A 22,987-nucleotide genomic window follows, 5' to 3' on the forward strand; every position below is an offset into this window, starting at 1 on the left:
AACACACCGCCACTGCGGAAGGGGCGCTCGTGGTCGCCGTCGCCCTGCTCCTGCCTCCTTTCCTGTTGTGCTTGGTGCTCGCGCTGGGCCGCTACGAGGAACGATTGCTGAGCAGTCCCGTGCCCGGAAACCCCGTACAGCCTCAGCGTCCCCTGCGGGCCGTGCCCGGCCTGCCCCGCACGGAGCCGGCGCCGCCGGTGGACGGGGCGTCGCCTGTCAGCCCACTCGCTGAGGCCAGCGGCAGGCAGGCCGCCTGAAGGCCGGCGCCTGACCGGCCCCGGGCGGGGAGGGCCCCTCAGGCACGAAGCTGCGACTCGGCTCACCTCAGCAGCAGGGCCGCGTACTGGAATTCCTCCTCCACCCAGTGCCGGCGGCACCGGAAGCCGAAGGACTCCACTTCCCCCAGGAGTTCGCCCAGCTCGAATTTGTGCAGCACGTCGTAGAAGAACGTCTCGTCCTGGGCGAAGTCGAGGGTCGTGCCGAGCCGTGAGACCACCACCCGCTGGCGCCTGGTGCTACGGATCTCGCCTCGTACCTGCCTGCGGGGGACGTCGTAGACCACGTCCGGTTCGAAGAAGGCGGGGTCGAAATCGGCCCCGTATTCCCTGTTGAGGTGAGCCAGGGTGTTGAGGGCGAACAAGCGGCGCACCGGCCGTTCCCCCGTGCATCCGGCGCGGTAGGCACGGCGTACGGTGTCCACCGGCTGGAAGAGGTCGGCGCAGATCAGCACGTGGTCGCCCGGTCCGCAGCAGGCCCGCAAGGCGCGCAGGAAGCCGGACCGCTCGGGCGGCGTCAGGCATCCGAAGGTACTGCCGAGCATCGCCATGAGACGTCCTGTCCCGCCGCCCCGGAGCCACGGCAGGGCGGTGGCGAAGTCACCGTGCACCAGGGTGACGCGGGCCGCCGGCCACCGGGCGCCGAGTCGGCGGGCGGCGGCCCGCATCGGTTCGAGGCTCACGTCGATGCCGGTGTACGCGCCGAGGCGTCCGTTCGTCTCCATGGCCGCCAGCAGGATCTCCGACTTCTCCGCGCTGCCGGCTCCGAGGTCCACGAGTTCGGTGGCGCCCGACAGGCGCACCATCTCGGCTCCATGGTCACGCAGCAGCCTGCGTTCCGAGCGGGGAGGGTAGTAGGCGGGCAGGCGGCTGATCTCCTCGAACAGCTGTGAGCCCACCGTGTCGTAGCCGTAGCGGTGCGGGATCCGGCGAGGCTTCTCGGCGAGGCCCGCCCGCAGCTCGTCCTCCTCGCCGCCGGCCGGCCGCGAGTGCGGCGCGAGAGCGACCTCGACGGCACCGGCCCCGGGACGCTCCACGCTCATCCACCGCTCCTGGGTCTCGGGCCGCCGGCCTTCGTCCCGTCCTATCACCGCCCCCGCGGCATCGCTTGTGCAGGAGAGCGGGGCAGCGGCTGTACGGATCCCGCGGAGCCGCCCTCCGGCCGATTCCGGCCTTCCCGGGTGGCTTCGGCCTTCCGGGTGACTTCGGCCTTCCGGGTGATCGCGCGGAGCGAGACGGCTGCCGACCGTGGTGAGGGTCCACCGCCCACGGTCGGCGCCGGGTCGACGGTCTCGCTCCGGCTCAGCTCCGGCCCAGCACCTTGCGCATCGCGTCACGGGCGCGGTCCGCCACGGCGGCGGGAGGGCCGAACAAGGCGTTCTTGGCGGCGGAATCCGTCCCCGGGTGCGGGCGTGTCGGTGCGACGGCCTCCGCCGCGCGCACGGCCTTGGCGAGCGCCTGCAGCCGGGCAGGGTCGCCGGCGTCCAGCAGCCGGGTGAACTCGTAGGTCTCCTCGGCCCGCGCGTGGGCGCGCACGGACTCGCGCAGGGACATGAACTCCTCGACGAAGGCGGGGCCGTCGGGATCCAGGCTCTCCAGCCGCTTCAGCGCCCGCTTGGCCTCGTCCTCTTCCTTGAGCCGGTCGGCCACCACGTGCTCACCGCCCTCCGCGGCCCGCCGGGCATAGGGGTGGACGACCTCTTCTTCGGCGGTTTCGTGCACCGCGAGCAGATGGACGAGATGCCGGAAGGCATGCCGCCGCTCCTCTCCGGTGTGCTCCAGTACTTCGTCGAGCAGAGTCCGGATCTCCTCGTGCTGCTTCATCAGCAGCGCCACGACGTCATTGCTCTCCGGCCGCAGGCCGGCAGTGTCCGGGTACCCCATGAGTGTCCTCCTCTGGGATGTCGGTCGTATGCGTCGGCACGGTTCTGCGGCTACCCCGGAACGCATCCCTGACACGGCCGGAAGTCCCGGACCGGACCCCGGCCCCGCTCCACGTGCGTTCCGCCCGGACGCGCGGAACGATGGGCCCATGCAGCGGTCACAGCAGGTGCGGGTGCGCAGGGTCTACGACCCGCCCGAGGAGGCCGACGGGATGCGGGTGCTCGTCGACCGCATCTGGCCGCGTGGTCTGAGCAAGGACGCTGCCGCACTCGACGAGTGGTGCAAGGACGTCGCGCCCTCCACCGAGCTGCGCAAGTGGTACGGCCACGACCCCGCCCGCTTCGAGGAGTTCACCGGCCGGTACCGCTCCGAACTGGACGACACGGCCCACGCGGCGTCCCTCCAGCACCTGAAGGACCTGGCCCGGCACGGAACCGTCACCCTTCTCACCGCGACGAAGGACCGCGACATCAGCGCTGCAGCAGTTCTCCGGGAACTCCTGACGCGGCGGTGACGCCCGCGAGCGGCCCGCGCGGCACGCAGCAGCGACCAGCCCTTCGGCCCCCGGCGAACTCTCCGTCGGGGGCCGAAGGGGGGCCGAAGGGCTGTGCCCGGTCAGACCCGGTCGGCCGCGATGAGCAGGTACTGGAAACTGCCGTCCTTGTACGCGGTCAGGAAGGCCTTCTCGATGCCCGTGGCCAGGGGCGACTGGGCGCGCAGCTCCCAGTACGGGATGGTGGCCTCGGTCAGGTCCACGACGGCGGCCGGGACGAGACGGTTCTTCGCCATCTCCTTGAAGTAGCTGCTCCGCGGGTGGATGTCACAGATGTAGTGGGCGTTGATCTCGCTGACGGCCCGGGACGGCAGCCCGTAGGCGTCGTTGTAGCAGCCGGTGATGGTCACGTACCGCCCGCCGTGGCTCAGCATCCGGGCGTACTCGGGGAACAGCTGGGACAGGTCGACGTACATGGTGCTCTCGTTGTTCCAGATGGCCCGGAAACGGCCCGTCCCGAAGCCCGTGTCCAGCATGTTCTTGAGGTGGAAGCGCACCTTGTCGGCCACGCCGTGCTTGCCGGCCTGCTCATTGGCGAACGCCACCTGGGTCTCGGAGATGGAGACCCCGTCGACGTGGCAGCCGAAGCGCTGATTGGCGACGAGACTGCTGCCGCCGCGGCCCGACCCGGAGTCCAGCAGGTGGTCGTCGGGGCCGATGGGACCCAGGTGGCTCAGCAGCAGATCCGCCTGGGCGCACTCCAGACGATGCAGTTCGGCGGTGACCCGCTCGTCGCGGGTCTCCTCGGGGCCTTCCAGGACCGACCAGTCGGCATCGCCGATTCCGTAGTGGTGGTGGTAGATGCCGTCCACTTCGCCGAGGCGAAGGTTGACCGGGTTCTTCTCCCGGTTCCAGTAATCGGCGACGGACCGCTGGTAAGCGCTGGCGAGAACCGGGGCGTGGGTCTGCTGAATGGTCACCGTGGCTTCTCTTTCCGTGAGCTGATGAACTGATATGGCTTCACTGGGTCGTTGCGGGGGCTCGCGCGACGCGGCTCACTGGGACGGCGCGCCGTGGTACCGGGGGCTGGTGGCGTGCCACTCCTTGCTGCCGCCCATCCAGGCCCACAGCCCCGCGAGGTAGCGCCGCAGCTCGGGAGAGCCGGCCGCGCTCAGGACGGCGCACTCCGCCTCCACGGTGTGCATGAGCTCGTCGTGGATGCACGCCGCGCGGTCGACGGCCTCCTGCAGCGAGCAGCTGTCCTCGGTGGCGATGAGGTTGGGAAGGTTGGTGTCGGTGGGGTCTTCCTTGCTCATCGAATACAGGTCGTTGAGCAGCACATTGGCCGTGCCGGCGTACAGATAGGTGCGGCGCACGCGCGCGTCGGCGAATTCCGCGGCCGGGAGCTCGTAGCCGCCGACCGGGTCGATCAGGACCATGCACGGGTAGAAGGCGTTCTCGTAGCGGTGCAGCATGTACTCCCACACGGCGGGGGTCCGCCCGGAGCTGCGCCACTCCGCCTCCTGGTTGTAGCCCACGAACATCACGGCCAGTTCGTGACGCAGCCGGGCGACCTGGGTGGGGCTCGCGATCCCCGCCAGGTGATCGAGACAGGAGCGGAAGGCGCGGAGGACCGGCTCCTTCCGGACGAGGTTCTCGAACTCCGCCAGGTAGCGGGCCGGGAGCCGGACGGGGTCGACGACGGCGTGGGCCATGGCCAGGCGGGAGCCGATCAGCTCCGGTGTGGTGTCCTCCCCCTCGTCGACCCAGTGGTCGTCGACGGCCCACTCAGCCAGTCCGCAGCGGGCGGCGGTGAGGATGCGCTCGGGATCGTCGGTGTCGGGGTGGGCAAGCATGAACAGCCGCCCGAAGTTGTGGGACCGCAGCCGCTCGAGACGGCCCTGGAAGATCCCGGTCTCCTCCGCCCACTCGACCAGCCGGTTGTTCACCTCTTCGCCGAGGGCCGGGTCGTCCCGCTCGGCATCCGGGCAGTAGAGCGGCGGTACGCGAACGGAAGCCCCTTCCGAGGATCCCTCCGAGGACCCGTCCGAGGGCCCCTCCGCGGGCCGGGCCCCGGCGGCCTCGGTGGCCGTGGACTTCGCAGGCGCCGACAGGCCGCGGGTTCCGGAAACCTGCCGCCCGTCTCCCACCGACGGAGCGAGATCCGTACGGAACAGGCGGGCCGCCGACGTGCCCAGCCCCGTCGGCCCGGCGAGGATCCCGTGCAGCGCGTCCGCCACGGCCGGTGCCGTGGCGCCGGGTGCGAGATCGTGCGGGCGGAGGGCACTGCGCGCACCCGCCTTGAGCGGAGAAGCGCCGTCGAGCTGGGGCATCCTGGGGTTCCCTTCGCTAGGCGAGCAGGCATCGTGAACGGCGGTCCGTGACACCGGAGTTCCGGGTCACGGCACTCGGCTGACAATGCGCGCGGAGGCAACCGCAGGCACCACCGGTCACCGTTCGCCACCCCGATCAGGCCATGCAGCAGCGTGACCGATCAGCAGGCAGCCGCACAGCAGAAGCAACGCAAGTTCATCCGTATGTAGCTGTGTATGTTTATCCGGTCGGCTGGTGACGCAGATTCAACAGAAGGCCATGGGAGCGCTGCGGAGGTCGGCGTACCCGGCTCCGGACACCAGGTGCCCGTGTTCCAGCCGCAGATCTGCCGGAAGACGCTCTACACGCGGCTCTTCGACACCCCTTCCCCGGCTACGCCCCGCAGCAGCACAAGCACCGCAGCGGCGACGGCAACGACAACACCGGTATGCGTAAGGCCTGAACCCTCCCGGTTTGGGCAACGAGACCGGCTGCGGGGCGCGCATACGGGCTTCGGCGCTGCCGTCCATGGTGACCGGCCTCCCGGCGCGGAGGAGACTGGCCGGTGCCCTGTGCATCGGGCTGTCGGCGAGAGCGAGGAAGCGAGGAGGAGCAGCCATGGACATCCCCGGTCCCGAGCCCCGGGCGGATGGTGGCGTCGGTGCTGTCGCGGCCGCGGGCGGTCTGCATCGCTACCAGTTGCAGCTGCACGCCGCGTACGGGCCTGTCGTACGCTTCCAGCTTCCGGGTGCGCAGGCCGCCGTATCGGTCGCCGACCCCGTACTGCTGGAGGGGACCGCTCACATCGACAAGCGGCCGGAGCGGCTGTTCGAGTTCCTGGCACCTTTGTTCGAGACGGGCAATCTGCAGGTGATGCCGGCCGATGAGCACGGGCCGTGGCGGCGCCTGCTGCTGTCGGTGCTGGCCGGCCGGCCTTCCCACGAGCGGCACTTCGCGCGGTTCACCACGCTCGTGACGGCGCTCGCGGACCGCTGGGCCGAACGGGCCGAACGGGCCGAACAGGCCGGCCGGACCGACCGGACCGCTCCCGTCGAGCTGCAGAAGGAGCTCACCGCACTGTCCCTGCGGATGATCTGCGAGTACGCGCTGGGCGGCGAGGTCGCCGATCCCGGCAGGGTCGTGGCCGCCTTCGAGGACGTGCTCACCGAGCACTTGGGGCACCTCTACGAGGTTCCCGCCCCCGGCACACGGGAGGAACGGTCCGAGCGGGCGCAGGCGGCCCTGGCCCATCTGCGGGCGACGGTCGACCAGGTCGTCGCGGACCACCGCTCCGGCGACCGCGTCGGCGACCGCGCCGACAGGAGCGATCTCATCGGGGCTCTCGTCGAGGCCGGTGAACGCCCCGCGCGGATCCGCGACACCGTCATGGTGATGATGCTGGCCGCCCACCACACAACCGGCGTGGCCGTTTCGTGGACCCTGCATCTGCTGGGCCGTCACCCCGATGTCGCCGAACGCGTCGCCGGGGAGCTGGACCGCGTACTAGGCGACCGTGCGGCACCCGAGTACGCCGATCTGCGTCGGCTCCCGTACCTGGACATGGTCCTCAGGGAGTCGATGCGGCTCTTCCCGCCCGGGCCGTACGGCGCGCGGGAGACGACCGAGACCCTCTTCCTGGGTGAGCGGGGCGAGTACGAGATCCCGGCCGGAGCGACGGTCTTCTATCCGATCTGGGCCGTCCACATGAACCCCGCCTACTGGCCCGAGCCCGAGAAGTTCGTGCCCGAGCGGTTCAGCCCGGAGGAGACGGCCGGGCGGCCCCGGCTGGCCTACATCCCCTTCGGCATCGGGCCCCGCAGCTGCGAGGGCGCCGCCCTGGCCATAGTCGAAGCCGAGCTCGTACTGGCGGTGCTCCTCAAGCGCTTCCGTTTCCGGCCCGTTCCGGGACACGAGGTGACGCCGATCGAACGGTTCGTGCTCTGGGCGGCCGACGACATCCGCATGACCGTCAGCCCGCGGGTCCCGGAGTGACCGGGACGGGACGGGGCGGGGTCAGCGCCGGGCGAGCCGGGGAAGGAGGGCTTCGGCGTTGCCGCGGTTGACGGCGTGGAGTTGCCCGGGTTCCCAGTGCGGGTGGTTGTCCAGCGCCGCGTCGTAGCCGGTGCCCCACTCCTCGGGGACCATGGGGAAGTCGCTGCCGTACAGCACGCGCCCGGGCTCCGCGAAGGCCAGGAGCGAGGGCAGCGAGGACGGGCCGGCCACGAAGGCGGTGTCGAAGTAGAAGCGGCGCAGGTCGGTCAGGACCTCCTCAGGGGAGGTGCCGGGCCGCAGCCGCCCCGCACTGGCGAACCGGTGGGCGGCGTACGGCAGGAAGCCTCCGGCGTGCGGCAGGATCATCCTGATCCGCGGGTAGCGGCGCGGAATCCCGTTGACGACCAGGTGCAGGGCGGTGCGGGTGGTGTCGTAGGGGAAGTCCACGAGTGGGCCGGGCAGGTCGGGGAGCGGGGCGCCCGGCGGTGCGGTGGGGTGGATCAGGACGACCGCGGCGCGGGCGTCCAGTTCGGCCCAGAGCGGCTCGAACAGCGGGTCGCCGAGGTACCGGCCATGGGCGTTGGAGAGCACCATCACCCCGTCGGCGTCCAGCTCGTCGAGGGCGTGCGCGGCCTCGGCGAGCGCGCCGTCCACGTCGGGCAGGGGGAGGACGGCGAAGTGCCCGAACCGGTCGGGCCGGTCCTTGACCAGTTCCGCGGTGTACTCGTTGACCGTGCGGGCCGTGGCGCGGGCCCCTTCGGTGTCGTCCGGCGGGCCGACCGGGGCGGCGAACGACAGCACGCCGGCGGCGATCGACCGGCGGTCCATCATGGCGATCGCGCTCTGCACGTCCCAGACCGGCGCGGGCCAGCCGAAGGCGGCGGCGCGGCCGGAGATCGCGCGGCGTTGCTCCGGCGGGATCAGATGCTGGTGGACGTCGATGCGTGCGGGATCCGTCATGCCTTTCCGAACCTCCTCGAATTCCCAGGGGGGCGCACGCCGATCGTTCACTACCAAGGCGTACGCCCTGGTAGTTCGCCGTACGACTGTGCCTGAATTACGCATCCAAGGGCATTGCTTGAACAGCCTTTGACCCGCCTCCGTAAGGTAATGTATTGGCAAAGGGGTGGCTTTACCCGCCGAGCCCGGCCCGGCCGTGGCCGCCCCTCTCCCCCGCGCCGGCCGCCGTCCCCCTTCGCACCACCACCGGCACCCGGCATCCAGTGCTGACCTTGAACACCGCGCTCCCCGGCATGCCCGCGGGCCGCAGGAGAAAGGCCACCATGAAGTCCCTTGCAGACAACGCCCGGTCCTTCACTACGCACGTGGCGGAGCGCGCGGACGAGTTCCGCGCCCTCGAAGCCGGCCAGTGCCCGCAGGCACTGTTCATCACCTGCTCCGACTCCCGCGTCGTGCCCGCCCTGATCACAGGCGCACGGCCGGGCGAGTTGTTCGAGCTGCGGACGGCGGGCAACATCGTGCCCGAGTACCGCAGCGACCACCCCACCGGCGAGACGGCCACCATCGAGTACGCGGTCCGCGTCCTGGGCGTCAGCGACATCGTGGTGTGCGGGCACTCCCACTGCGGCGCGGTCAGCGCCCTGGTGCGCGGCGACGACCTCTCCCGTGCGCCGGCCGTGCGCGGCTGGCTGGAGAGGGCCGCACCACCGTCCGGGCCGGCGATGCCCGACTCCCCCGACCTGGCGGAAGCGGTCCAGCGGCACGCCATGGCCCAGGTGGAACGGCTCCACGCACATCCGTGCGTGGCAGAGCGGACGGAGGACGGCACGCTGTCGGTGCACGCCTGGTACTACGAGGTGCACACCGGCGTGGTCAGGGCGCACCGGGCCGACGCGACGACCGGGGACCAGTGGTTCCGGCCGCTGTGAACGCCGGGCAAGGCGCCGGGCCCGACGGGTCCGGCGGAGCACGAAGGAGATCACAGTGTTCGACCTCAAAGCAGAGGCAGACATGCGTCTGTTCTCGGACCGGCTGGCAGCGGACCTGGCCCGGCTGAAGCGAAGCAAGGAAGGCGAGGAGGCGGAGGAGACAGGCGGGGAGACGGAGGAGGCGAAGGGAGACGACGACACGGCTCCTTCGGCGGACACGCCTGCCCCGGCGCCCGACGAGCCTCCAGAGTCTCCAGAGCTTCAAGAGCCTCAAGAGCCCGGCGACGGCGGCGACGGCGACGGCACGCCCGAGGAGGCCGGCACGAGGTGAAGTCCCGGCGGCCGTTCCGTACACCGGCCCGGCCGCCGGTCACCGGGCCGCGGGCCACCAGGCGCCGGGCCACCAGTCGCCGGTCTTCCTCACTCGTTCGGCATGCCGAGCGGCGGAACGACACCGACCTGCTGCAGGAAGCGCAGGACGTCCTTGTCGGCCCACTTCTCGGCCAGCTTGCCGTTCTCGATGCGGTGGATGACCGTCGCCGTGATCTCCAGTTGGTTGCCCGTGGCGGGGATGCCGGGGAGGTCGCCCTCGTGGGTGCCACGGCACAGCAGCCGCGTGGCGACCTTGTCGCCCTCCGCGACCTGGTCCTGGATCTCGTGCGTGCCCGGGGTCGCCTCCCAGAAGACCTGGAAGATCTCCTTCAGCCCCGCGAGGCCCGTGCCGAAACCGGGGAAGGGCGGTGGAGAGTGGTCCAGATAGTCCTCCGCCACGATGTCGTCAAGGGCATCGACGTCACCGTTGTCGATCGCGGCGTAGAAGCGGCGGACGAGCTGCTTGTTCTCTTCGATGAGCACCTGTGCAGTGTGACCAATGGAGCCGTTTCCCCCGGAGATGGCGCGCCCTGCCTCCGCCAAGGATCACTCCTCCGGCATGCCCGGCGGTGACGGCGTCGCGGGCCGGGCACGGCCCCACCCCCACCGCCGTGGCCTCCGGGGCGCCAGCGATGATGCCTCCATGGCAACAGACCTCAAGCTCTTCGCGGACTACTTCCAGATCCACCTCCTGGACGACGAGTCCGACGGCGACCTCAGTGACGTGTGGACCGAGCAGACCGTCCTGGACGGCCTCGGCGTCACCGAGGACGCCCTGGCCGTCGGCACCGCCGTCAACGTCAACGTGGCCGTCAGCGTCCACGTCCTCGCGGCGCAGCCGGACGAGGACGGCGACGACTACGACCACATCGTCGAGGCGAGCCTCAACCTGTCCTCGGGACGCCTCGTCGTGCTGGGCTGCACCGACTACTTCCCCGACGCGGCACGCTTCGCCATGCCCGCGGGGTGGATCCGCATACGCGCTTCCCGGCGCAACCTGGCCGCGGCCGTCCTCGCGGACATCGACTCGGACAACGCCCCCGAGACCACCGAACAGTTGCGACTGCAGGCCTGGCCGGCGCCGTACGCCGAGCCGCGCATCATCAAGCGCTGGGCACGGCCCGCGGCGTAGCAGGGGGATCCGGGCCGCGAGGTCGATCGCCGCCGTGGACGCTCAGCCGCCGGCTCACTCCTTCGGTGGGATCGGCGCTCGCTGTCGCATGTCCCGGTTCCGGTCCGGGAAGACAAGCGCTTCCGAGTCGCCGAGCGAGGGGCTGGAAACGGTCCCTTGGCCGAGGGGGATCTCATGGTGAAGAGACTGAACAGGACCCGGCTGCCTGCTGTTCTGGGGTGCGTCGTGGTGATCGGGGCGATGTCTTCCCTGGCCGCCCACGGCGCCGCGGAAGGCGAGCCGGTCCGGCGGTCGACGGGGGCCCCGCCGCTGAACTCCTGCAAGCAGGACGACCACAAGCTCACGATCCTGGTCACCACCGACGAGGGGAACGTCGCCGACGGCGACCGGCTCTGGAAGAGTCACCAGGCCTTCATGAGGAGCACCCACAAGGACTTCCTCGTCGCGTACAACGTCGCCAAGGGCCCGGAGCGCACCAACCCCCTCGACCCCGCCTCCGCGCCGACCGGCAGGACCACCTACGCGCTCGACGAGTGCTACCGGGCGGGCTCGGATATCGGCAAGCACTGGCAGAAGGCCGCCGCCGAGTGGCCGGACTTCAACGCGATCGTCGCCTGGATGAACCGGCCCCGCACCCAGGTGGTGACCCTCCATGACGGAGTGGTGCGCAACTCCCTCTGGCAGCCCGACGACATCCACTGATCGCCTCGCCCCGGGCGTTCACGGAACGGCCGGGAGTTCACTTGATCAGGCGAAGGCGGTCCCGGAAGCCGGCTCCAACAGGATCCGGCTTCTGCCACTCTCTGGTGCCCATGAGCTCCATGGATGTGGATGTGGATTCCGTGAACCGGCGTAAGCGCGGACGGCGTCGTCGCCTGCCTACCACCTTGGCTGTCACCGGGTTGCTCTGTGCCGCGATAGCCGCATGCGGAAGCGGCGGTGGCCAGCACCAGACCGAGGGCGCACGGGATGCGAAGCCGACGGCCCCGGCCGGGTCCCTGCCGATGGCCCCCATCACCACCTTTCAAGGCCCCTGGCCCTCACCGGTCGGCGAAGGCGGTCCCGCCGACATGGTGACGCTGGGTCCGCGCCTCGCCTACGCCTATGACCGGGACGACGTCGGCATCACCGCCTACGGGCTCGACTCCGGTGAGCCCGTCTGGCACACGGCCGTGCCGAAGGGCGTCACCGTCGCCCGGACGCCGCGCTTGGTCGGCGACACGGTGATCGGCGCCTTCGACACCGTGGAAGAGGGCAGCGGGACCTACGCCGACCGGCGCGGCATCACCGTCGTCGCGCTGGACGCCCGCACCGGCAGGAGCCTGTGGTCGCGCGAGATCCCCGGCGGCAAGGACAGACCGGCCGAGGCCGCCCCTCATGTGGTCGGCGCCGACACCCGGCACGTGCTCGTCGCGTCGTACGAGCAGGGCTACGCGGAGACCCCTCCCTTGTCCGCCCTGCTCGACACCCGGACCGGTCAAGTCATCTGGACCGACCCCGATTTCAAGGGGGTGGACCTGGAACAGTCGGTGGCCGTCGGCATGCGCGGCGACGGTGACTTCGCGGGCAAGGCCACCTCCGACGGCGACCAGTTGTGGAAGCGAGACCTCCGGCTGGGCGAGGCCATGACGTCGGACCCCGGCCCCGGACTGACCCGGGCCGACGGAACCCAGGCCGGCGACACCCTGCTGATCGACCCCGCAACCGGCACTACCCGCCTGGACCCGGGCGACACTTCCCTGTCCAGCTGCCATTACGACGGCTGGAACACGACGGTCTGCGCCGGCGCCGACGGTTCCGGCAAGGCGACCGTGTGGGCCGTGGACGTGCGCACCGCCCGCGTCCTGTGGCGCCTGCCCGACGAGGCGGCCGACCGCACGGCCCCCGGCATCACTGCGGCGTGGCACGGGGTCGTCTTCGCCCAAGCCGATCAGGCCATGACCCTGGACGCCCGCACGGGCAGCGACCTGCGGACGGACCTCGGCCCGGTCTCCCCTGCGCTGGTCAACGACGGCTACGGGCTGGTCTACGACCCTCTGGCCCGGGCGATCGACGTCTACCGGGCCACCGGGGCCGCCGCCTCCGGCTGAGCGCGCACGGGTGCGTGGCGCGCCCGACGTGCTCGCAGACAATTCGTGACAGGGGCGTGACAAGATCACCGCGGGATGGTCTTCCGGACCCGCCTATGGTGATCGCGCGGCATCCGCCGCACCACAAGAACCACTTCCGGAGGATCCGTGCGACGCATATCCCTCGCACTCACCACCGTCGCCCTCGTGGGCGCCACCGCGGCCCTGGCCGCCCCGGCCCAGGCCGCCCCCGCGGCCGCCACCCGGGCCGCCGCGAGCACCAAGGCGTGCCACGCGGACAACGCCATGATCTACACCGACGGCACCCGCCTGCGTACGAAGGCCGGCACGTCGGGCGCGGTCAAGGGCCAGCTGTACTTCGGCGACCCGATCCGCATCCTCCGCTCGTCCGGCGGCTGGGACAATGTCGAGCTGAAGGCCAAGAGCAAGGGCGGCCTGTCCAAGGGCGCCCGCGGCTGGGTCGCCCACAAGAACATCATCCCGCCGTTCTGCGGCATGTGACGGCAGGGCAGGACCTGACCACAGAGCAGTCACTGACGGCAGAGCAGACAGGCAGTGACGACAGAGCACTGCCGACCACGCGGCATCGCACTTCACGGTAGGTGCGCGAGCGCGACGGCCCGGACCGGCTCACGGTCCGGGCCGTCGCAGCCGTAACGGGATGTCCGGTATGCGCCACCGGCACCCCCTGACCGGTTCCCTTCCGGGGGTGGGGCAGGATAGGCCCATGAGTGTTGTGAAGATCAATGAGTGTGTCAAGCCACTCACATAGACGTCTCAGCTGCTCAGCGCGCGGCAGACTTCTGCGCTGGTGGGACGGTCTCCCGGAACCGGGCTCAGCATCGCTTCGATCACCTTGCCGAGAGGGCCCGCCACGGTCACGGGGCGGTGCGGGCCGTCGACAACGGCTTGGCGCTGTACGGCGCGGGGGGCGTCGTCCGGGTAGGCCACGGCCCGCCATCCGGTCGCGCTGATGAGCAGCGAGGCGCCGAGCGCGTAGACGTCGGCCTCCATGGTGGGCACGGCGTAGCCGGTCGCCAGGACAGACTTTGAGATCTCCGGCGCCTCGTAGTGGACCAGACAGCCCTGGGACGGGAAGTCGTAGGCGTCCGGGATGGGGCCGCCATGGGCCAGGGCAAGGTCAATCAGGTGGGTCCGGTCCGTCCCCACCAGGAGGTGGGCGGGTTGGATATCGCCGTGGGCCCACCCGTGGGCGTGCAGGGAGGCAAGAGCCTGGGTGCAGGAGAGCGCGTCCCCCAGGTCCGGCTCCTTGCCCGCCTTCTCGGCGCGGCAGGGCTCCCACAGGTCGTAGAGGCTCGTTCCCTCGCGCCAGGGCTGGACGTTCCACGTTCCGCGCTCCCACTCGCCGTGGGTGGCGTCCACGCCCAGGTGGCGGAGGATGACGCCTTCCCGCCCGGGAGCGCGGGCCGTCCATTCTTGGGCGGGCCATTCGGGCGTGGCCTCGATGGGGTAGCCCAGCTTCACCGCGTACCGGCCCTCGTCGCTCTCCACGTCCCAGACGGTGGAGCCACGCCGGTTCAGGACCAGACGCTGGGATGACGGCGTGATCGGTCCCAGCACGGCCGTCAGGAGCTCGTGCGGTGCTGTCTCAGACAAAGCCAGTCCCTTCCGATAGCGATGTGGCCGCCCCTGAGGTCAGGGACGGCCACCCGTTCGTCACCGCCGGAGGTTATCGGCGGCTGCTACTTCCCGTACGGCCTTCCACAGTCCGCGTCACACTGCGCCGCGTTCTGCCCGTTCACGGTCCAGAGGTCATCCAGAACCATGAACCCGGCCGCCTTCATGGCGTGCGCCGACGCCTTCACCATCTCCGGGTCACGCCCGCCTCCGCCAGGGGCCGGGTTGTGGTCCAGGAACCGGCCGGCGTGCTCCTGGCAGAACTCGCGGTACGCCTTGGTGTGCAGGATGAACGCGTGGAGTCCCATGTCCACGTCGTCCGACGGCACCATCGGCACGGTGGCGGTGGAAACGGTGGCCAGGAAGGCCACCGCCTGGTCCGCGATCCGCTCGGCCCGCTCCTGCGGCTGTCCGTCGTGGACGGCTACGAAGTGAGCCAGGCTGGCAAACAGGTCCTCACTGACCAAGGACCGGCCGGTCCGCTGGTCTGCTGTGTCTTTATCGGGGTGAACGGGGACCAGCGTCTCGGCGAGTTCGGGGACCACGTTGCTCCATCCGTGAAGTGGATGGACACGACGCGGGGCCGTGATTCTCGGAGTGATTGGGAGCCGCCCCTATCGGGTGACTTCCCGATCGGGGTGCCGTGCCGGTTGGAGTGTCCGCGCTGAACCGGGGGCCGGGTGGCGATAGGTTGTGTGTCACCGGGCTCTGTCGACCCGCGTCCCTGACAGGCGCGGTTCGGAAGGGCCCGGCTCCATTCGTGGCTCAGCCAGCGGGATTGTCCGCGTAGTAGGCAATCATCATGGAAGCACGCCTGATCGGAGTGGCCCGATGACGACAACTGGGAAGCCTCCTGCCTCCGCACCAGCGCTGGCGAAGGACCAGCCGACGCCACCGGATTTCGCGGGGGATGTTACGTATGGGTTCGATACCGAGCAGTTGGTGCAGGAGGCCACCAAGGGCATCTTGTGCGCGTCCATGGACCTGATCCCCGGAGTCGGCCCGCTCCTGGGCAAGGCCACCGGCATGCTGCTGGACCAGTTCTGGCCCAGCGGAAAGAACGATGTCTGGGAAGAGATCCGCAAGAACGTCGAGAAGGTCGTCGACCAGAAGCTCGAAGCGTTCTACGGAAAGCTCATGGCAAACGAGCTCAAGGGAATTCATAACCTGGTCTCGCAGTATGTCAGGCACGCCAAGAGCGCCACGAGCGGCGGTGATGTGAGCAAGGAAACAGCCCGGAACTCCTGGCGCGCAGCCGCCAACCTGATCCTCTCCCACATGCCCAAGTTCCAGGACGAGCAGTACAAGTACGCCGTCCTGCCCGTTTTCACCCAGGCTGCGAACCTGCACCTGTTGCTGCTGCGGGACAAGGCCAAGAACGGGCTCAAGATCGGTTTCGAACCGGGCGAAATCAGGGACGCCCGTGCCGAGCTGAAGAAGCTGGCCGGTGTACGTGGTCCACTCAACTGGATGCAGGGAGTCGACAAGGGCGGCGAGTACTGCGTGTACGCGCACAACACCTACGTCAACGGTGTCATCCGGTCGCTCGCGGATTCCTGGTTCCAGAGCTACGCCTACCAGCGCCAGATGTTCTTGGCGGCTTTCGAGTACATCCCTCTGTGGGAGCTGATGTCCGATCCTGATAAGGAGGTGAAGGAGGTTCCACGCAAGGTCGAGCTGATCCTCGGCCCGATCGGCAAACCCGACGGGTCTCTGTTCGATAAATGGCGTGGGGACTACCGTCATCCGATTCCCGCCCCGCCCAGATACAGCCGCCTGGGCGCGCTGCGGATCTGGAGCCAGGTCTACATGATCCACGGATGCCAGCAGTACCTCGGGAACGGATGGCAGGAAATCCAGGGCTGCACCAAGGGCTCTGACGACGAGCACGGCAGGGGCCGTGGCCGCGGCGGCGGATGTTGTGGGTTTAGGCCGTGGGCGCAGGCCCCGGGAGAGTACATCTCCAAGGTGTGGGTCCGCGCGAACAGCGGCAGCAGGGGCGCTGTGCACACGTTCCAGTTCCAGACGAGCTGGGGTGGCAAGTCGCATGAGTGCGGAAAGGGCGCCGACTCGGACAATCAGAAGATTGAGGGGTTCGGCATCCCTGGGTGGGAGGTCTCCCGCATCGATATCCTGCGGCACACTGGCGTCTACACCAAGGCCCTGGCGATCGGGTTCCGCCCGGTCCACGACGCGTGGAAGCCCGGGAATGTGAAGCTGCCGGTGGTCTCGGGGCGCTCGTACAACGTGGTGGAGGCATCCACCAGCCGTCTGCTCGACCTCGACTGTTTCAGTCTTGCCCCGGCCTCCGGCCTGGTGGTGCGGGAGCAGGCGGACACCCGTAGTCAGGACTGGACTCTCTTCGCGGATCCCAGTGGCGCCTGGACCCTGGTGAACCATTTCAGCCGCCTGCCCCTCACCGTCGGAGGCGGCGAGGGCAACGGTGGTGTGGTCATCGGGAAACGGGGCTCCGCCGGGACTGCGTGGTCGCTGGACGACAACGGGGACGGTACGTGGAGCCTGGTCGGCGACCAGGGGCGTCTGCTGTCGGCCACCACCGACGGCGCCCTGATCGCCAGCACTACAGGCGGCGGGTCGCGCTGGGTGCTGCTGCCCGCAGCCGACCCGGCCAACGAGACCACTGACATCAGCCCCTCCCTGCTGACCGAGCACCCGGTCACTGACGGCCAGCAGTCCGCCGCCGACCTGTACCTGGTCAACCCGGAGGGCGGCGAGAGCGTGCCCAACTGGCAGCTGACGTTCCTGCTGCCCACCGAAACCGGCGACTTCACCATCACCGGCGGCGCCCAGCTCCACTCCCGCCAGGACCAGGAACGAGGCGTCCTAGTCACCGTGACCGCCTCCGACCCCGCCGGGCGCAACCTGGAACCCGGCCAGGAAGTGGCCTTCACCCTCACACCCCAGAGCGCCGGCAGCGGTGCGCGCGTCGTACCCGACGATGTGCGCCTCAACAGTCTGCGCATCTCCGGCTGAAATCAGCCGATACCTCCCCCGTGCGACCGCCGCGGGCCTCAGCCGAAGCCCTTAACGTTCAATCCTGGAGCGACCGGCGGGACACCAAGGTCCTGCATCAGCTGATCTCGCGTTCGTCGCAGGTTGCCTGGAGCCGGTAGGACTCGGCGCCGGTCTGGATCAGCGTGCCGCGGAAAGTGAGGCGATCGGCGATGGCCGCGCAGAGCCGGCGGTCCCCGAAGGTCTTGTCCCATTCGGCGAACGGGGAGTTCGTCGCGACCGCGGTGGCCTTGCGTTCCTCTCGCTCGGTGAAGATCTGGAACAGCAGCTTGGAGCCCTTCTTGTCCAGGTTCGCGTAGCCGAACTCGTCCAGACACAGAAGGTCGACCTTGCTGTAGCGGGCCATCACCGAGGAGAGCCGCTTGGCTGCTTCCGCCTCGGCGAGCTCGTTCACCAGGGCCTGGGTGGTGGTGTAACGGACGGTGAGTCCGGCCTCGGCGATCGCGGTGCCGATCCCGATGAGCAGGTGGGACTTGCCCGTGCCGGAGTCACCGATCATCACCAAGGGCCTGCCTTCACGGACCCAGGACGTCGACTTGAGATCCGCGACGACCTCGACGGGAACGTTGGGATTCTTGTCGAACCGGAAGTCCTCGATGCGCTTGGGGCGGGGGAACTTCGCTGAGCGGACGAGTCTCATCTGGCGGCGGACGTCCCGGTCCGCGCGCTCGACTTCCAGCAGGTCGAGGAGGAACTGCTTGTAGGACATCTGCTCGCGTCGAGCTGTGGCGGCCAGTTCCACGAACCGCTCGCGGACGGCGGGCAGCCGCAGGTCCCGGCAGGCGTCGTCGATCGCAGCGTCCTCCGGATCACCGGGCAGCGGCATCCTGGTGGGCGGAACCTGACGGTCCGTGGGGGCTTCGGTGGTCTTGGCGGGACTCATGCGGTCGTGCCCTTCTTTCGTTCCGTGTTCGTGCTGATCACCGGCGCGAGCAGCCGGTCGTACTTGGCCAGGTCCGGCAGCGCCGTGCGCAGATCGGGCGGCAGCCGCCGGGACCGGAGGGAGATCACCTGGGCGCCCTCGCCGTCCGTGTCCTGTTCCCCGTCATCAACCGGAACCGTCCCGCCGATGCCGGCGGCCTCGTCCGGGGCGTCCCCGGCGGTGTTCTCCATGGCCTTGCGGGCCTCGATGGCCACCAGGTCCGGGTTGACGGAGCCGACCTTGAGCAGGGTGGTCAGCCCAGCGATCACCGCGTCGGCGGGCAGCTGGCGGTGCAGCAGCAGAACTTCGATCAGCAGCCTGGTCCCGTCCCGGTCCCCGCATCTGGTCTTGGCTGCGGACCAGAACGCCTCGTGAACTTTGGTGAAGGTGCCCTCGGCCCTCGCTTGAGCGAGGGCCGAGGCCCCGGCAAACGCGCCGGGGCGGACCAGCAGGATCTCCAGGTAGTGGTCAAGGATGTCGTGGAAGGTGTACCGGCGCGTCAGACGCGGGTGCCGGGTGACGACTTTGCGCCCGTCGTAGACCCACAGCTCGTTCGCCCGCAGCTTCACCCGCACCTTGGTGCCGATGAACTTCGCGGGCACCGAGTAGTAGCACTGCCGCACCGTGATCCGCCCGTTGCGCTGAACCAGCGGCGTCAGATCGATCCCGCAGTCGTATTCGTCCGCGGGCAGCACCGACAGCAGTCCGCGCTCTTGCTCGAAGTCGAAGCCGATCGAGGTCGGCCGACCATGGATATGCCGGGCATCCTCGGCCACATCGATTGCGGCCAGGCGCTCGTTCAGCTCCGCCAGAGAATCGACTTCCGGCGTGGGGACCAGGTGCTTGCGACGGAACCTGCCGCCCTCATGCTCGACCCCGCCCTTCTCGTGAGCCCCCTCGATGCCCGGGACGCAGTAATAGGCCGAGAAGCCGTACCACGACCTGAACGCCGCCCACCGGGCCGTCTCGGTGCGAGAGCGGCCGAACAGCACCTGCTTGACCGCGGGTTTGAGGTTGTCGTAACGGATGTGGACAGTCGGACAGCCGCCCAGCACCTCGAACGCCTCGACATGCCCTTCGAAGAACGCCTCCTGCGAGGCCGTGGCGTAGACCCGGTGCACCGCCTTGCCGGAGTACGACATCCGCAGCGTGAACAGCACGCACTTGCGCCGCTGCCCGGCCAGGTCCAGCCACACGTCCGCGAAGTCGACCTCCGCCTCCTCGCCGGGGTTCTTCGTCTGCGGGACCGTTCCTTCCAGATGCCGACGACCTTCCTTGGCCTCCAGCACCAGCTCCGGACGGCGCCGGGCCACGTAGTCACGGACCGTGGTGTAGCCGGCGCACTCGAAGTCATGCTCCGCGGCCAGCCGCTCCCGGATCCGGTTGACCGTGTGCTTCTGCTTCCTCGGCGCGTTCAGGTCCTCGCGCAGCATCGCGTCGATGAAGCCCTTCACCGGCTCCAGCACGCTCTCACGCGGCGGTGGCTGCTTCCGCCTCGGCGGCACCGGATGCGCCAACGCCTTCGCCACCGTCTTCCGCGACACCCTGTACCGCTGGGCAAGAACCCGCTGCGACACCGTCGAATCCTGCCGACGGTCCCGGCGAATCCGCTCAAAGATCCACTCACGCGACCTGTACACACGGGTCTCCTGACACGACCGTGATCAACAAGCAAAGCGTGAAGGGCCAAATAGCTCAAAGGCCCGATTACTCCATCAGCGGCATGTCACCCACCCCGACCCGCAGTGGCCCCCAAACTCACCGAGACCCCAGCGGATCCCGAAACCGCCGCCCTACTGGTCCCCGTTGACCCCGATAGAAACATCTGCTGCAACTGCGGTCATGCGTGTTCCTCCCTCGTTGGGGTGGTGCACTGCACTTGCACCCGTCCGGCCACCTCATGGCCGGAGCGGCCGGACGGGCGTTTGGGTGCCTGCCTCTCCGCCGGGGACGCCTCCGGGGAGAAGGTCGGTCAGCATCCGGTGGAGAAGCAGGCGGTCTAGGGGGCGCCGCGCGAGGTGCGCGGTGGTAGGTAGCGCTCCAGGCGCTCCATAGCGCCGCACCACGCCTCCAGCTCGTCCAACCGCTCTTGCGTCTCGCGGAGCCGCTGGACGACCGCCTCCGCGAGGCTCCGTCGGAAGGCTGGCGTGTAGTACACAGCCGGGCTGTACGCGGGCGTCAACGCGGTGGCGGCGACGTCCCCCTTCGGACGCCTCTGTAAGGGCAGATCAGCGCAGCCATCGGGAGTGACTACGAACGCCGGGCGGGCGTGTTCACCGTCGGCGGGGTGCCGTTCAGCGCCAGCCATCCGGCCACACCTCCCGCTCCTCACGGGCGGGCACGTGCCAGTTCGCGAAGTGCCGCACGATGCGGGCGCGAACCACGATCACCGCCATCTCGTCGCCCGACCCCTCGGCGGCCTTCATGTCGCCGCTCAACGTGAGGCAGCCACGGCAGGGAGGCGGCTCGGGCGGGGCAGACGTGACCATCCACTGGCCGCCGGAGTGCGGCAGCGAGATGACATCTGCCGGGCTCAGCACTGCTGGGCCCGAGGCGAGAGACCCATCTTCCGGCGCTCCTCGTTGGTCACTGGCCGCACCGACCCGGGACGTGCCGTCCATTCGCCGGTCGTCCCGCCAACTCCCGCCAGGGTGTACGTCACCCCGTTGTAGTCCATGGCGACGGCGAACCGGCCCGTAGCCTCGTCCACAACCAGCGACCCGGACCGGTCCTTGGTCCATCCGCTCCACGCGCTCATCATGTCCGCCATTTGTTCGAGCCTCCGTGTGCCCCGCCACCTGTGCCGGGGATGAGGCGCTTAGCGTCCGTCCGTTCGTGATCTCTGACTAGCGGCCCCATGTAGGCCAGCTGTCGGCCAGACTGTGGCCATGGGAGGGAACATCGGGGCCAACATCCGACGCTTACGCGAACAGCGCGGCTGGAGTCAGGCGCGCTTGGCCCGCGAGACGTGTCGTGCCGCCGGGGTTGCGGGTGACCCGATCGGCCGTCAGGAGATCAGTCGGTACGAGACGGGGAAGCGCAAGCCGCGCGAGTGGCTGCCGTTCCTCGCGGCTGCCCTGGTGGTACCGGTGGAGGCGATCACCGGCCCTCCACCGGCTCTCGAACTGCCTGCGCCGTCACTGGCCGACTACCTACCTCCTGGAGACCCACTAGCGCCTCTGAAGGCACGCGAGGGACGCCGCATCGGCTTCACCGCCGTCGCGGATCTCCGGCAGCGAGTGCATGGGCTGCGACTGGCTGATGACGTGCTGGCGGGCGGTGATCTCATTCGACCTGCCCTGCGGGAACTGCGCTCCGCCGTCAAGCTGTACCGCGAGACCAGCCACAGCGAAGACGTGGGTCGCGAGCTGCTCTCGCAAATTGGCGAGTTGGCCCAGATCGCCGGGTGGATCGCCAGCGACGCGGGGCAGCACGACGAGGCGGAGAGGGTCTACCGTCTCGGCATCAGCGCCGCCCGGCAGGCAGGTGACCTGACCCTGACCGGGAACCTTGCCGGTTCGCTTGCTTACCAGCTCAGCAATACCGGGCGGGAGGCCGAAGGACTGAGTCTTGCCCGTGACGCCCTGGCCGAAGCAGGGCCCGAGGCTCCACCGAAGGCGCGGGCCCTGTACCTGGATCGTGTGGCATGGGCCGAGACGAAGATGGGGCAGGGGCACGCCCAGGCCGCCATGCGGGCCCTTGGCGAGGCCGGCGAAGCGCTGACACAGGACAGCGCAGGGACCGAATCACCCGGCTACCTCTATTGGGTCGATGCTGGCGAACTGAGGGTCATGGAATCCCGCGTCTACACGGAACTGCGCCGCCCCCTCCGGGCCGTTCCGTTGCTGCGGGACGTACTGAGTCGATACGACGCGACACACACGCGGGAGCTAGCGCTCTACCTGTCGTGGCTGGCCGTCGCTCTGGCGGATGCGAACGAACCCGAGGAAGCGGCGGCCGTCGCGGAACGCGTGATTTCCCTGTCCGCCGACGTGGCCAGCGACCGGACGGCACGGAGGGTGCGGGTCGTTCTGGACCGGCTTGGGGAGTTCCGCGACGTGCCGGAAGTCCAGGCCGTGCTCGACAGTGCGGCATGAATACAGAAAGCCCCCGCTCCCGCCACGAGGGCAGGAGGGGAGCCGAGGGTCGAACCCAAGCTCAACGGTTGGCGTGTCCATTCGCCCCCCAGGAAACAGTCGCGGCCTTACCGACCTCCGTCTGCACCAAGGCCGGGCCGTCATCGGCATTGTGCCTCCGGCGCTGGTCGGACCGCTTGGGAACAGGTCCAGGAATGGCTAGTCACCCCCGGGCCAGTTCTTCAGTCAGAGAGGCTCCCCACAACAGGTCTTAGTTTCCGATACTTTGGCCACCTAGTCCCCAACTCAACTACCGCACGAAGGCATTTTAGATCCTTATCTGACGCCAGATCGAATTTACGACGCTCCATCTTCAATGGCCGCCAAATGTTCTTCACAGTTTCCCTGGGCGGCCAAAGAGATTTGCACTGGAGCTTGCGGTGCGTGAACGGAACTGCGTCCGGCCAGGAGATCTTAATACCCGTCAACCCCGAGGCTCTCCATCGTTCTGCCTGGGCAGGGGCCAGAGTCACAGATCCCTGTTCGGCGCCCAGCACGGTGAGATCCTCCCTGCCCAGCCCTCTAATTCGAGCCCAAAGGCGCATTGGAGCACTGCGGCGAATGACGATCTCCACGAGCTCAATCTGACCTTCAATGCGACCCCAATTGCGAACATGGATCAAGACTTGACCGTTACTGTCTCGCCAGGCCCTGGCTCTCAATCGGTATCCCGATGCATACAACGTAAACCAGCCCAGAGCAACTGCTGCAGCGAACGCACTTACGGACGTGCCGACAGCACTGATCCATTCGGTTACCTTAGGCTCCAACGAGGATGGGATCCCCGTCGGGCTTCCACTTGGGGCAGGCTGCGGCGT

23 protein-coding genes are annotated in these 22,987 nt (G+C 69.1%); 10 read left to right on the forward strand and 13 right to left on the reverse strand.

The window, feature by feature from the left end:
• Positions 1-319 precede the first annotated feature (319 nt).
• Entirely contained in the window at positions 320-1,318 is a 999-nt protein-coding gene (locus tag V7793_RS02655) for an L-histidine N(alpha)-methyltransferase (RefSeq protein ID WP_335581231.1), read from the reverse strand.
• A 259-nt stretch (positions 1,319-1,577) separates the two neighbouring features.
• Positions 1,578-2,159, reverse strand: a complete 582-nt coding sequence (locus V7793_RS02660; RefSeq protein ID WP_335581232.1) for a hemerythrin domain-containing protein — start codon at positions 2,157-2,159, stop codon at positions 1,578-1,580.
• A gap of 148 nt (positions 2,160-2,307) precedes the next feature.
• Here V7793_RS02660 and V7793_RS02665 point away from each other — a divergent pair, with 148 nt between their 5' ends.
• Positions 2,308-2,673 (forward strand): DUF488 domain-containing protein, encoded by a 366-nt coding sequence (locus V7793_RS02665; protein ID WP_335581233.1) that lies wholly within the window; start codon positions 2,308-2,310, stop codon positions 2,671-2,673.
• 101 nt (positions 2,674-2,774) lie between these two features.
• Here V7793_RS02665 and V7793_RS02670 read toward each other — a convergent pair whose 3' ends face one another.
• Together V7793_RS02670 and V7793_RS02675 are read right to left on the reverse strand one after the other, a co-directional pair.
• Positions 2,775-3,632 carry a geranyl diphosphate 2-C-methyltransferase gene (locus V7793_RS02670; RefSeq protein WP_335581234.1) on the reverse strand — a complete coding sequence of 286 codons (858 nt, stop codon included), beginning with the start codon at positions 3,630-3,632 and terminating at the stop codon, positions 2,775-2,777.
• 75 nt (positions 3,633-3,707) lie between these two features.
• A complete protein-coding gene (locus tag V7793_RS02675; RefSeq protein WP_335581235.1) occupies positions 3,708-4,985 on the reverse strand; it encodes a family 2 encapsulin nanocompartment cargo protein terpene cyclase in 1,278 nt (425 codons plus the stop codon).
• A gap of 598 nt (positions 4,986-5,583) precedes the next feature.
• On the opposite strand from V7793_RS02675, the gene V7793_RS02680 reads away from it, so the two are divergent.
• On the forward strand, positions 5,584-6,957 hold the full coding sequence (locus V7793_RS02680; RefSeq protein WP_335581236.1) for a cytochrome P450: 1,374 nt from the start codon (positions 5,584-5,586) through the stop codon (positions 6,955-6,957).
• Between the two features lie 21 nt (positions 6,958-6,978).
• Here the strand turns inward: V7793_RS02680 and V7793_RS02685 are convergent, their stop codons facing one another.
• Complete coding sequence (locus tag V7793_RS02685) at positions 6,979-7,917, reverse strand: amidohydrolase family protein (protein WP_335581237.1); 939 nt, start codon at positions 7,915-7,917, stop codon at positions 6,979-6,981.
• A 323-nt stretch (positions 7,918-8,240) separates the two neighbouring features.
• Here V7793_RS02685 and V7793_RS02690 point away from each other — a divergent pair, with 323 nt between their 5' ends.
• Together V7793_RS02690 and V7793_RS02695 are read left to right on the forward strand one after the other, a co-directional pair.
• Positions 8,241-8,846: a carbonic anhydrase gene (locus V7793_RS02690; protein WP_335581238.1), complete on the forward strand. Its 606-nt coding sequence runs from the start codon at positions 8,241-8,243 to the stop codon at positions 8,844-8,846.
• 55 nt (positions 8,847-8,901) lie between these two features.
• On the forward strand, positions 8,902-9,177 hold the full coding sequence (locus V7793_RS02695; RefSeq protein ID WP_335581239.1) for a hypothetical protein: 276 nt from the start codon (positions 8,902-8,904) through the stop codon (positions 9,175-9,177).
• Positions 9,178-9,266: 89 nt separating this feature from the next.
• Here the strand turns inward: V7793_RS02695 and V7793_RS02700 are convergent, their stop codons facing one another.
• Positions 9,267-9,701 carry an ester cyclase gene (locus tag V7793_RS02700; RefSeq protein ID WP_335581240.1) on the reverse strand — a complete coding sequence of 145 codons (435 nt, stop codon included), beginning with the start codon at positions 9,699-9,701 and terminating at the stop codon, positions 9,267-9,269.
• A 160-nt stretch (positions 9,702-9,861) separates the two neighbouring features.
• Between V7793_RS02700 and V7793_RS02705 the strand changes: the two genes are divergently transcribed.
• From V7793_RS02705 to V7793_RS02720, 4 genes are all read left to right on the forward strand, one after another.
• A complete protein-coding gene (locus V7793_RS02705) occupies positions 9,862-10,350 on the forward strand; it encodes a hypothetical protein (protein WP_335581241.1) in 489 nt (162 codons plus the stop codon).
• Positions 10,351-10,524: 174 nt separating this feature from the next.
• Complete coding sequence (locus V7793_RS02710; protein WP_335581242.1) at positions 10,525-11,052, forward strand: hypothetical protein; 528 nt, start codon at positions 10,525-10,527, stop codon at positions 11,050-11,052.
• A gap of 368 nt (positions 11,053-11,420) precedes the next feature.
• The gene (locus V7793_RS02715) at positions 11,421-12,440 is read left to right on the forward strand and encodes an outer membrane protein assembly factor BamB family protein (RefSeq protein WP_335581243.1); all 1,020 of its coding nucleotides are present in this window, start codon (positions 11,421-11,423) and stop codon (positions 12,438-12,440) included.
• 147 nt (positions 12,441-12,587) lie between these two features.
• A complete protein-coding gene (locus V7793_RS02720) occupies positions 12,588-12,941 on the forward strand; it encodes an SH3 domain-containing protein (RefSeq protein WP_335581244.1) in 354 nt (117 codons plus the stop codon).
• A gap of 276 nt (positions 12,942-13,217) precedes the next feature.
• Here the strand turns inward: V7793_RS02720 and V7793_RS02725 are convergent, their stop codons facing one another.
• Together V7793_RS02725 and V7793_RS02730 are read right to left on the reverse strand one after the other, a co-directional pair.
• The gene (locus V7793_RS02725) at positions 13,218-14,057 is read right to left on the reverse strand and encodes a protein kinase (RefSeq protein WP_335581245.1); all 840 of its coding nucleotides are present in this window, start codon (positions 14,055-14,057) and stop codon (positions 13,218-13,220) included.
• A gap of 86 nt (positions 14,058-14,143) precedes the next feature.
• The gene (locus V7793_RS02730; RefSeq protein WP_335581246.1) at positions 14,144-14,623 is read right to left on the reverse strand and encodes a glycine-rich domain-containing protein; all 480 of its coding nucleotides are present in this window, start codon (positions 14,621-14,623) and stop codon (positions 14,144-14,146) included.
• A 397-nt stretch (positions 14,624-15,020) separates the two neighbouring features.
• Between V7793_RS02730 and V7793_RS02735 the strand changes: the two genes are divergently transcribed.
• Positions 15,021-17,072 (forward strand): insecticidal delta-endotoxin Cry8Ea1 family protein, encoded by a 2,052-nt coding sequence (locus V7793_RS02735; protein WP_335581247.1) that lies wholly within the window; start codon positions 15,021-15,023, stop codon positions 17,070-17,072.
• Between the two features lie 97 nt (positions 17,073-17,169).
• On the opposite strand, the gene istB is transcribed toward V7793_RS02735, so the two are convergent.
• The 5 genes from istB to V7793_RS02760 all read right to left on the reverse strand — a co-directional run bounded on the left by istB (position 17,170) and on the right by V7793_RS02760 (position 20,803).
• The gene (gene istB, locus V7793_RS02740; RefSeq protein WP_443057832.1) at positions 17,170-17,937 is read right to left on the reverse strand and encodes an IS21-like element helper ATPase IstB; all 768 of its coding nucleotides are present in this window, start codon (positions 17,935-17,937) and stop codon (positions 17,170-17,172) included.
• Positions 17,938-17,990: 53 nt separating this feature from the next.
• On the reverse strand, positions 17,991-19,673 hold the full coding sequence (istA, locus tag V7793_RS02745; protein WP_443057831.1) for an IS21 family transposase: 1,683 nt from the start codon (positions 19,671-19,673) through the stop codon (positions 17,991-17,993).
• A 359-nt stretch (positions 19,674-20,032) separates the two neighbouring features.
• On the reverse strand, positions 20,033-20,191 hold the full coding sequence (locus V7793_RS02750) for a hypothetical protein (RefSeq protein ID WP_335581249.1): 159 nt from the start codon (positions 20,189-20,191) through the stop codon (positions 20,033-20,035).
• Positions 20,192-20,327: 136 nt separating this feature from the next.
• Positions 20,328-20,459 (reverse strand): hypothetical protein, encoded by a 132-nt coding sequence (locus V7793_RS02755; protein ID WP_335581250.1) that lies wholly within the window; start codon positions 20,457-20,459, stop codon positions 20,328-20,330.
• Between the two features lie 107 nt (positions 20,460-20,566).
• Positions 20,567-20,803, reverse strand: coding sequence for a hypothetical protein (locus V7793_RS02760; RefSeq protein ID WP_335581251.1), 237 nt, complete (start codon positions 20,801-20,803; stop codon positions 20,567-20,569).
• 118 nt (positions 20,804-20,921) lie between these two features.
• On the opposite strand from V7793_RS02760, the gene V7793_RS02765 reads away from it, so the two are divergent.
• Positions 20,922-22,130, forward strand: coding sequence for a helix-turn-helix transcriptional regulator (locus V7793_RS02765; RefSeq protein ID WP_335581252.1), 1,209 nt, complete (start codon positions 20,922-20,924; stop codon positions 22,128-22,130).
• Positions 22,131-22,987 lie beyond the last annotated feature (857 nt).

The sequence above is a fragment of the Streptomyces sp. KLMMK genome (genome assembly GCF_036961605.1).
Classification (GTDB): Bacteria; Actinomycetota; Actinomycetes; order Streptomycetales; family Streptomycetaceae; genus Streptomyces; species Streptomyces telluris.

Coding starts and splice junctions, on each gene's coding strand:
- V7793_RS02755 (WP_335581250.1), bottom strand. CDS start 20,459: ATGAAGGCCGCCGAGGGGTCGGGCGACGAGATGGCGGTGATCGTGGTT.
- istB (WP_443057832.1), bottom strand. CDS start 17,937: ATGCCGCTGCCCGGTGATCCGGAGGACGCTGCGATCGACGACGCCTGC.
- V7793_RS02665 (WP_335581233.1), top strand. CDS start 2,308: ATGCAGCGGTCACAGCAGGTGCGGGTGCGCAGGGTCTACGACCCGCCC.
- V7793_RS02690 (WP_335581238.1), top strand. CDS start 8,241: ATGAAGTCCCTTGCAGACAACGCCCGGTCCTTCACTACGCACGTGGCG.
- V7793_RS02680 (WP_335581236.1), top strand. CDS start 5,584: ATGGACATCCCCGGTCCCGAGCCCCGGGCGGATGGTGGCGTCGGTGCT.
- V7793_RS02710 (WP_335581242.1), top strand. CDS start 10,525: ATGGTGAAGAGACTGAACAGGACCCGGCTGCCTGCTGTTCTGGGGTGC.
- V7793_RS02705 (WP_335581241.1), top strand. CDS start 9,862: ATGGCAACAGACCTCAAGCTCTTCGCGGACTACTTCCAGATCCACCTC.
- V7793_RS02760 (WP_335581251.1), bottom strand. CDS start 20,803: ATGGCGGACATGATGAGCGCGTGGAGCGGATGGACCAAGGACCGGTCC.
- V7793_RS02765 (WP_335581252.1), top strand. CDS start 20,922: ATGGGAGGGAACATCGGGGCCAACATCCGACGCTTACGCGAACAGCGC.
- V7793_RS02715 (WP_335581243.1), top strand. CDS start 11,421: ATGGTGACGCTGGGTCCGCGCCTCGCCTACGCCTATGACCGGGACGAC.
- V7793_RS02675 (WP_335581235.1), bottom strand. CDS start 4,985: ATGCCCCAGCTCGACGGCGCTTCTCCGCTCAAGGCGGGTGCGCGCAGT.
- V7793_RS02660 (WP_335581232.1), bottom strand. CDS start 2,159: ATGGGGTACCCGGACACTGCCGGCCTGCGGCCGGAGAGCAATGACGTC.
- V7793_RS02685 (WP_335581237.1), bottom strand. CDS start 7,917: ATGACGGATCCCGCACGCATCGACGTCCACCAGCATCTGATCCCGCCG.
- V7793_RS02655 (WP_335581231.1), bottom strand. CDS start 1,318: ATGAGCGTGGAGCGTCCCGGGGCCGGTGCCGTCGAGGTCGCTCTCGCG.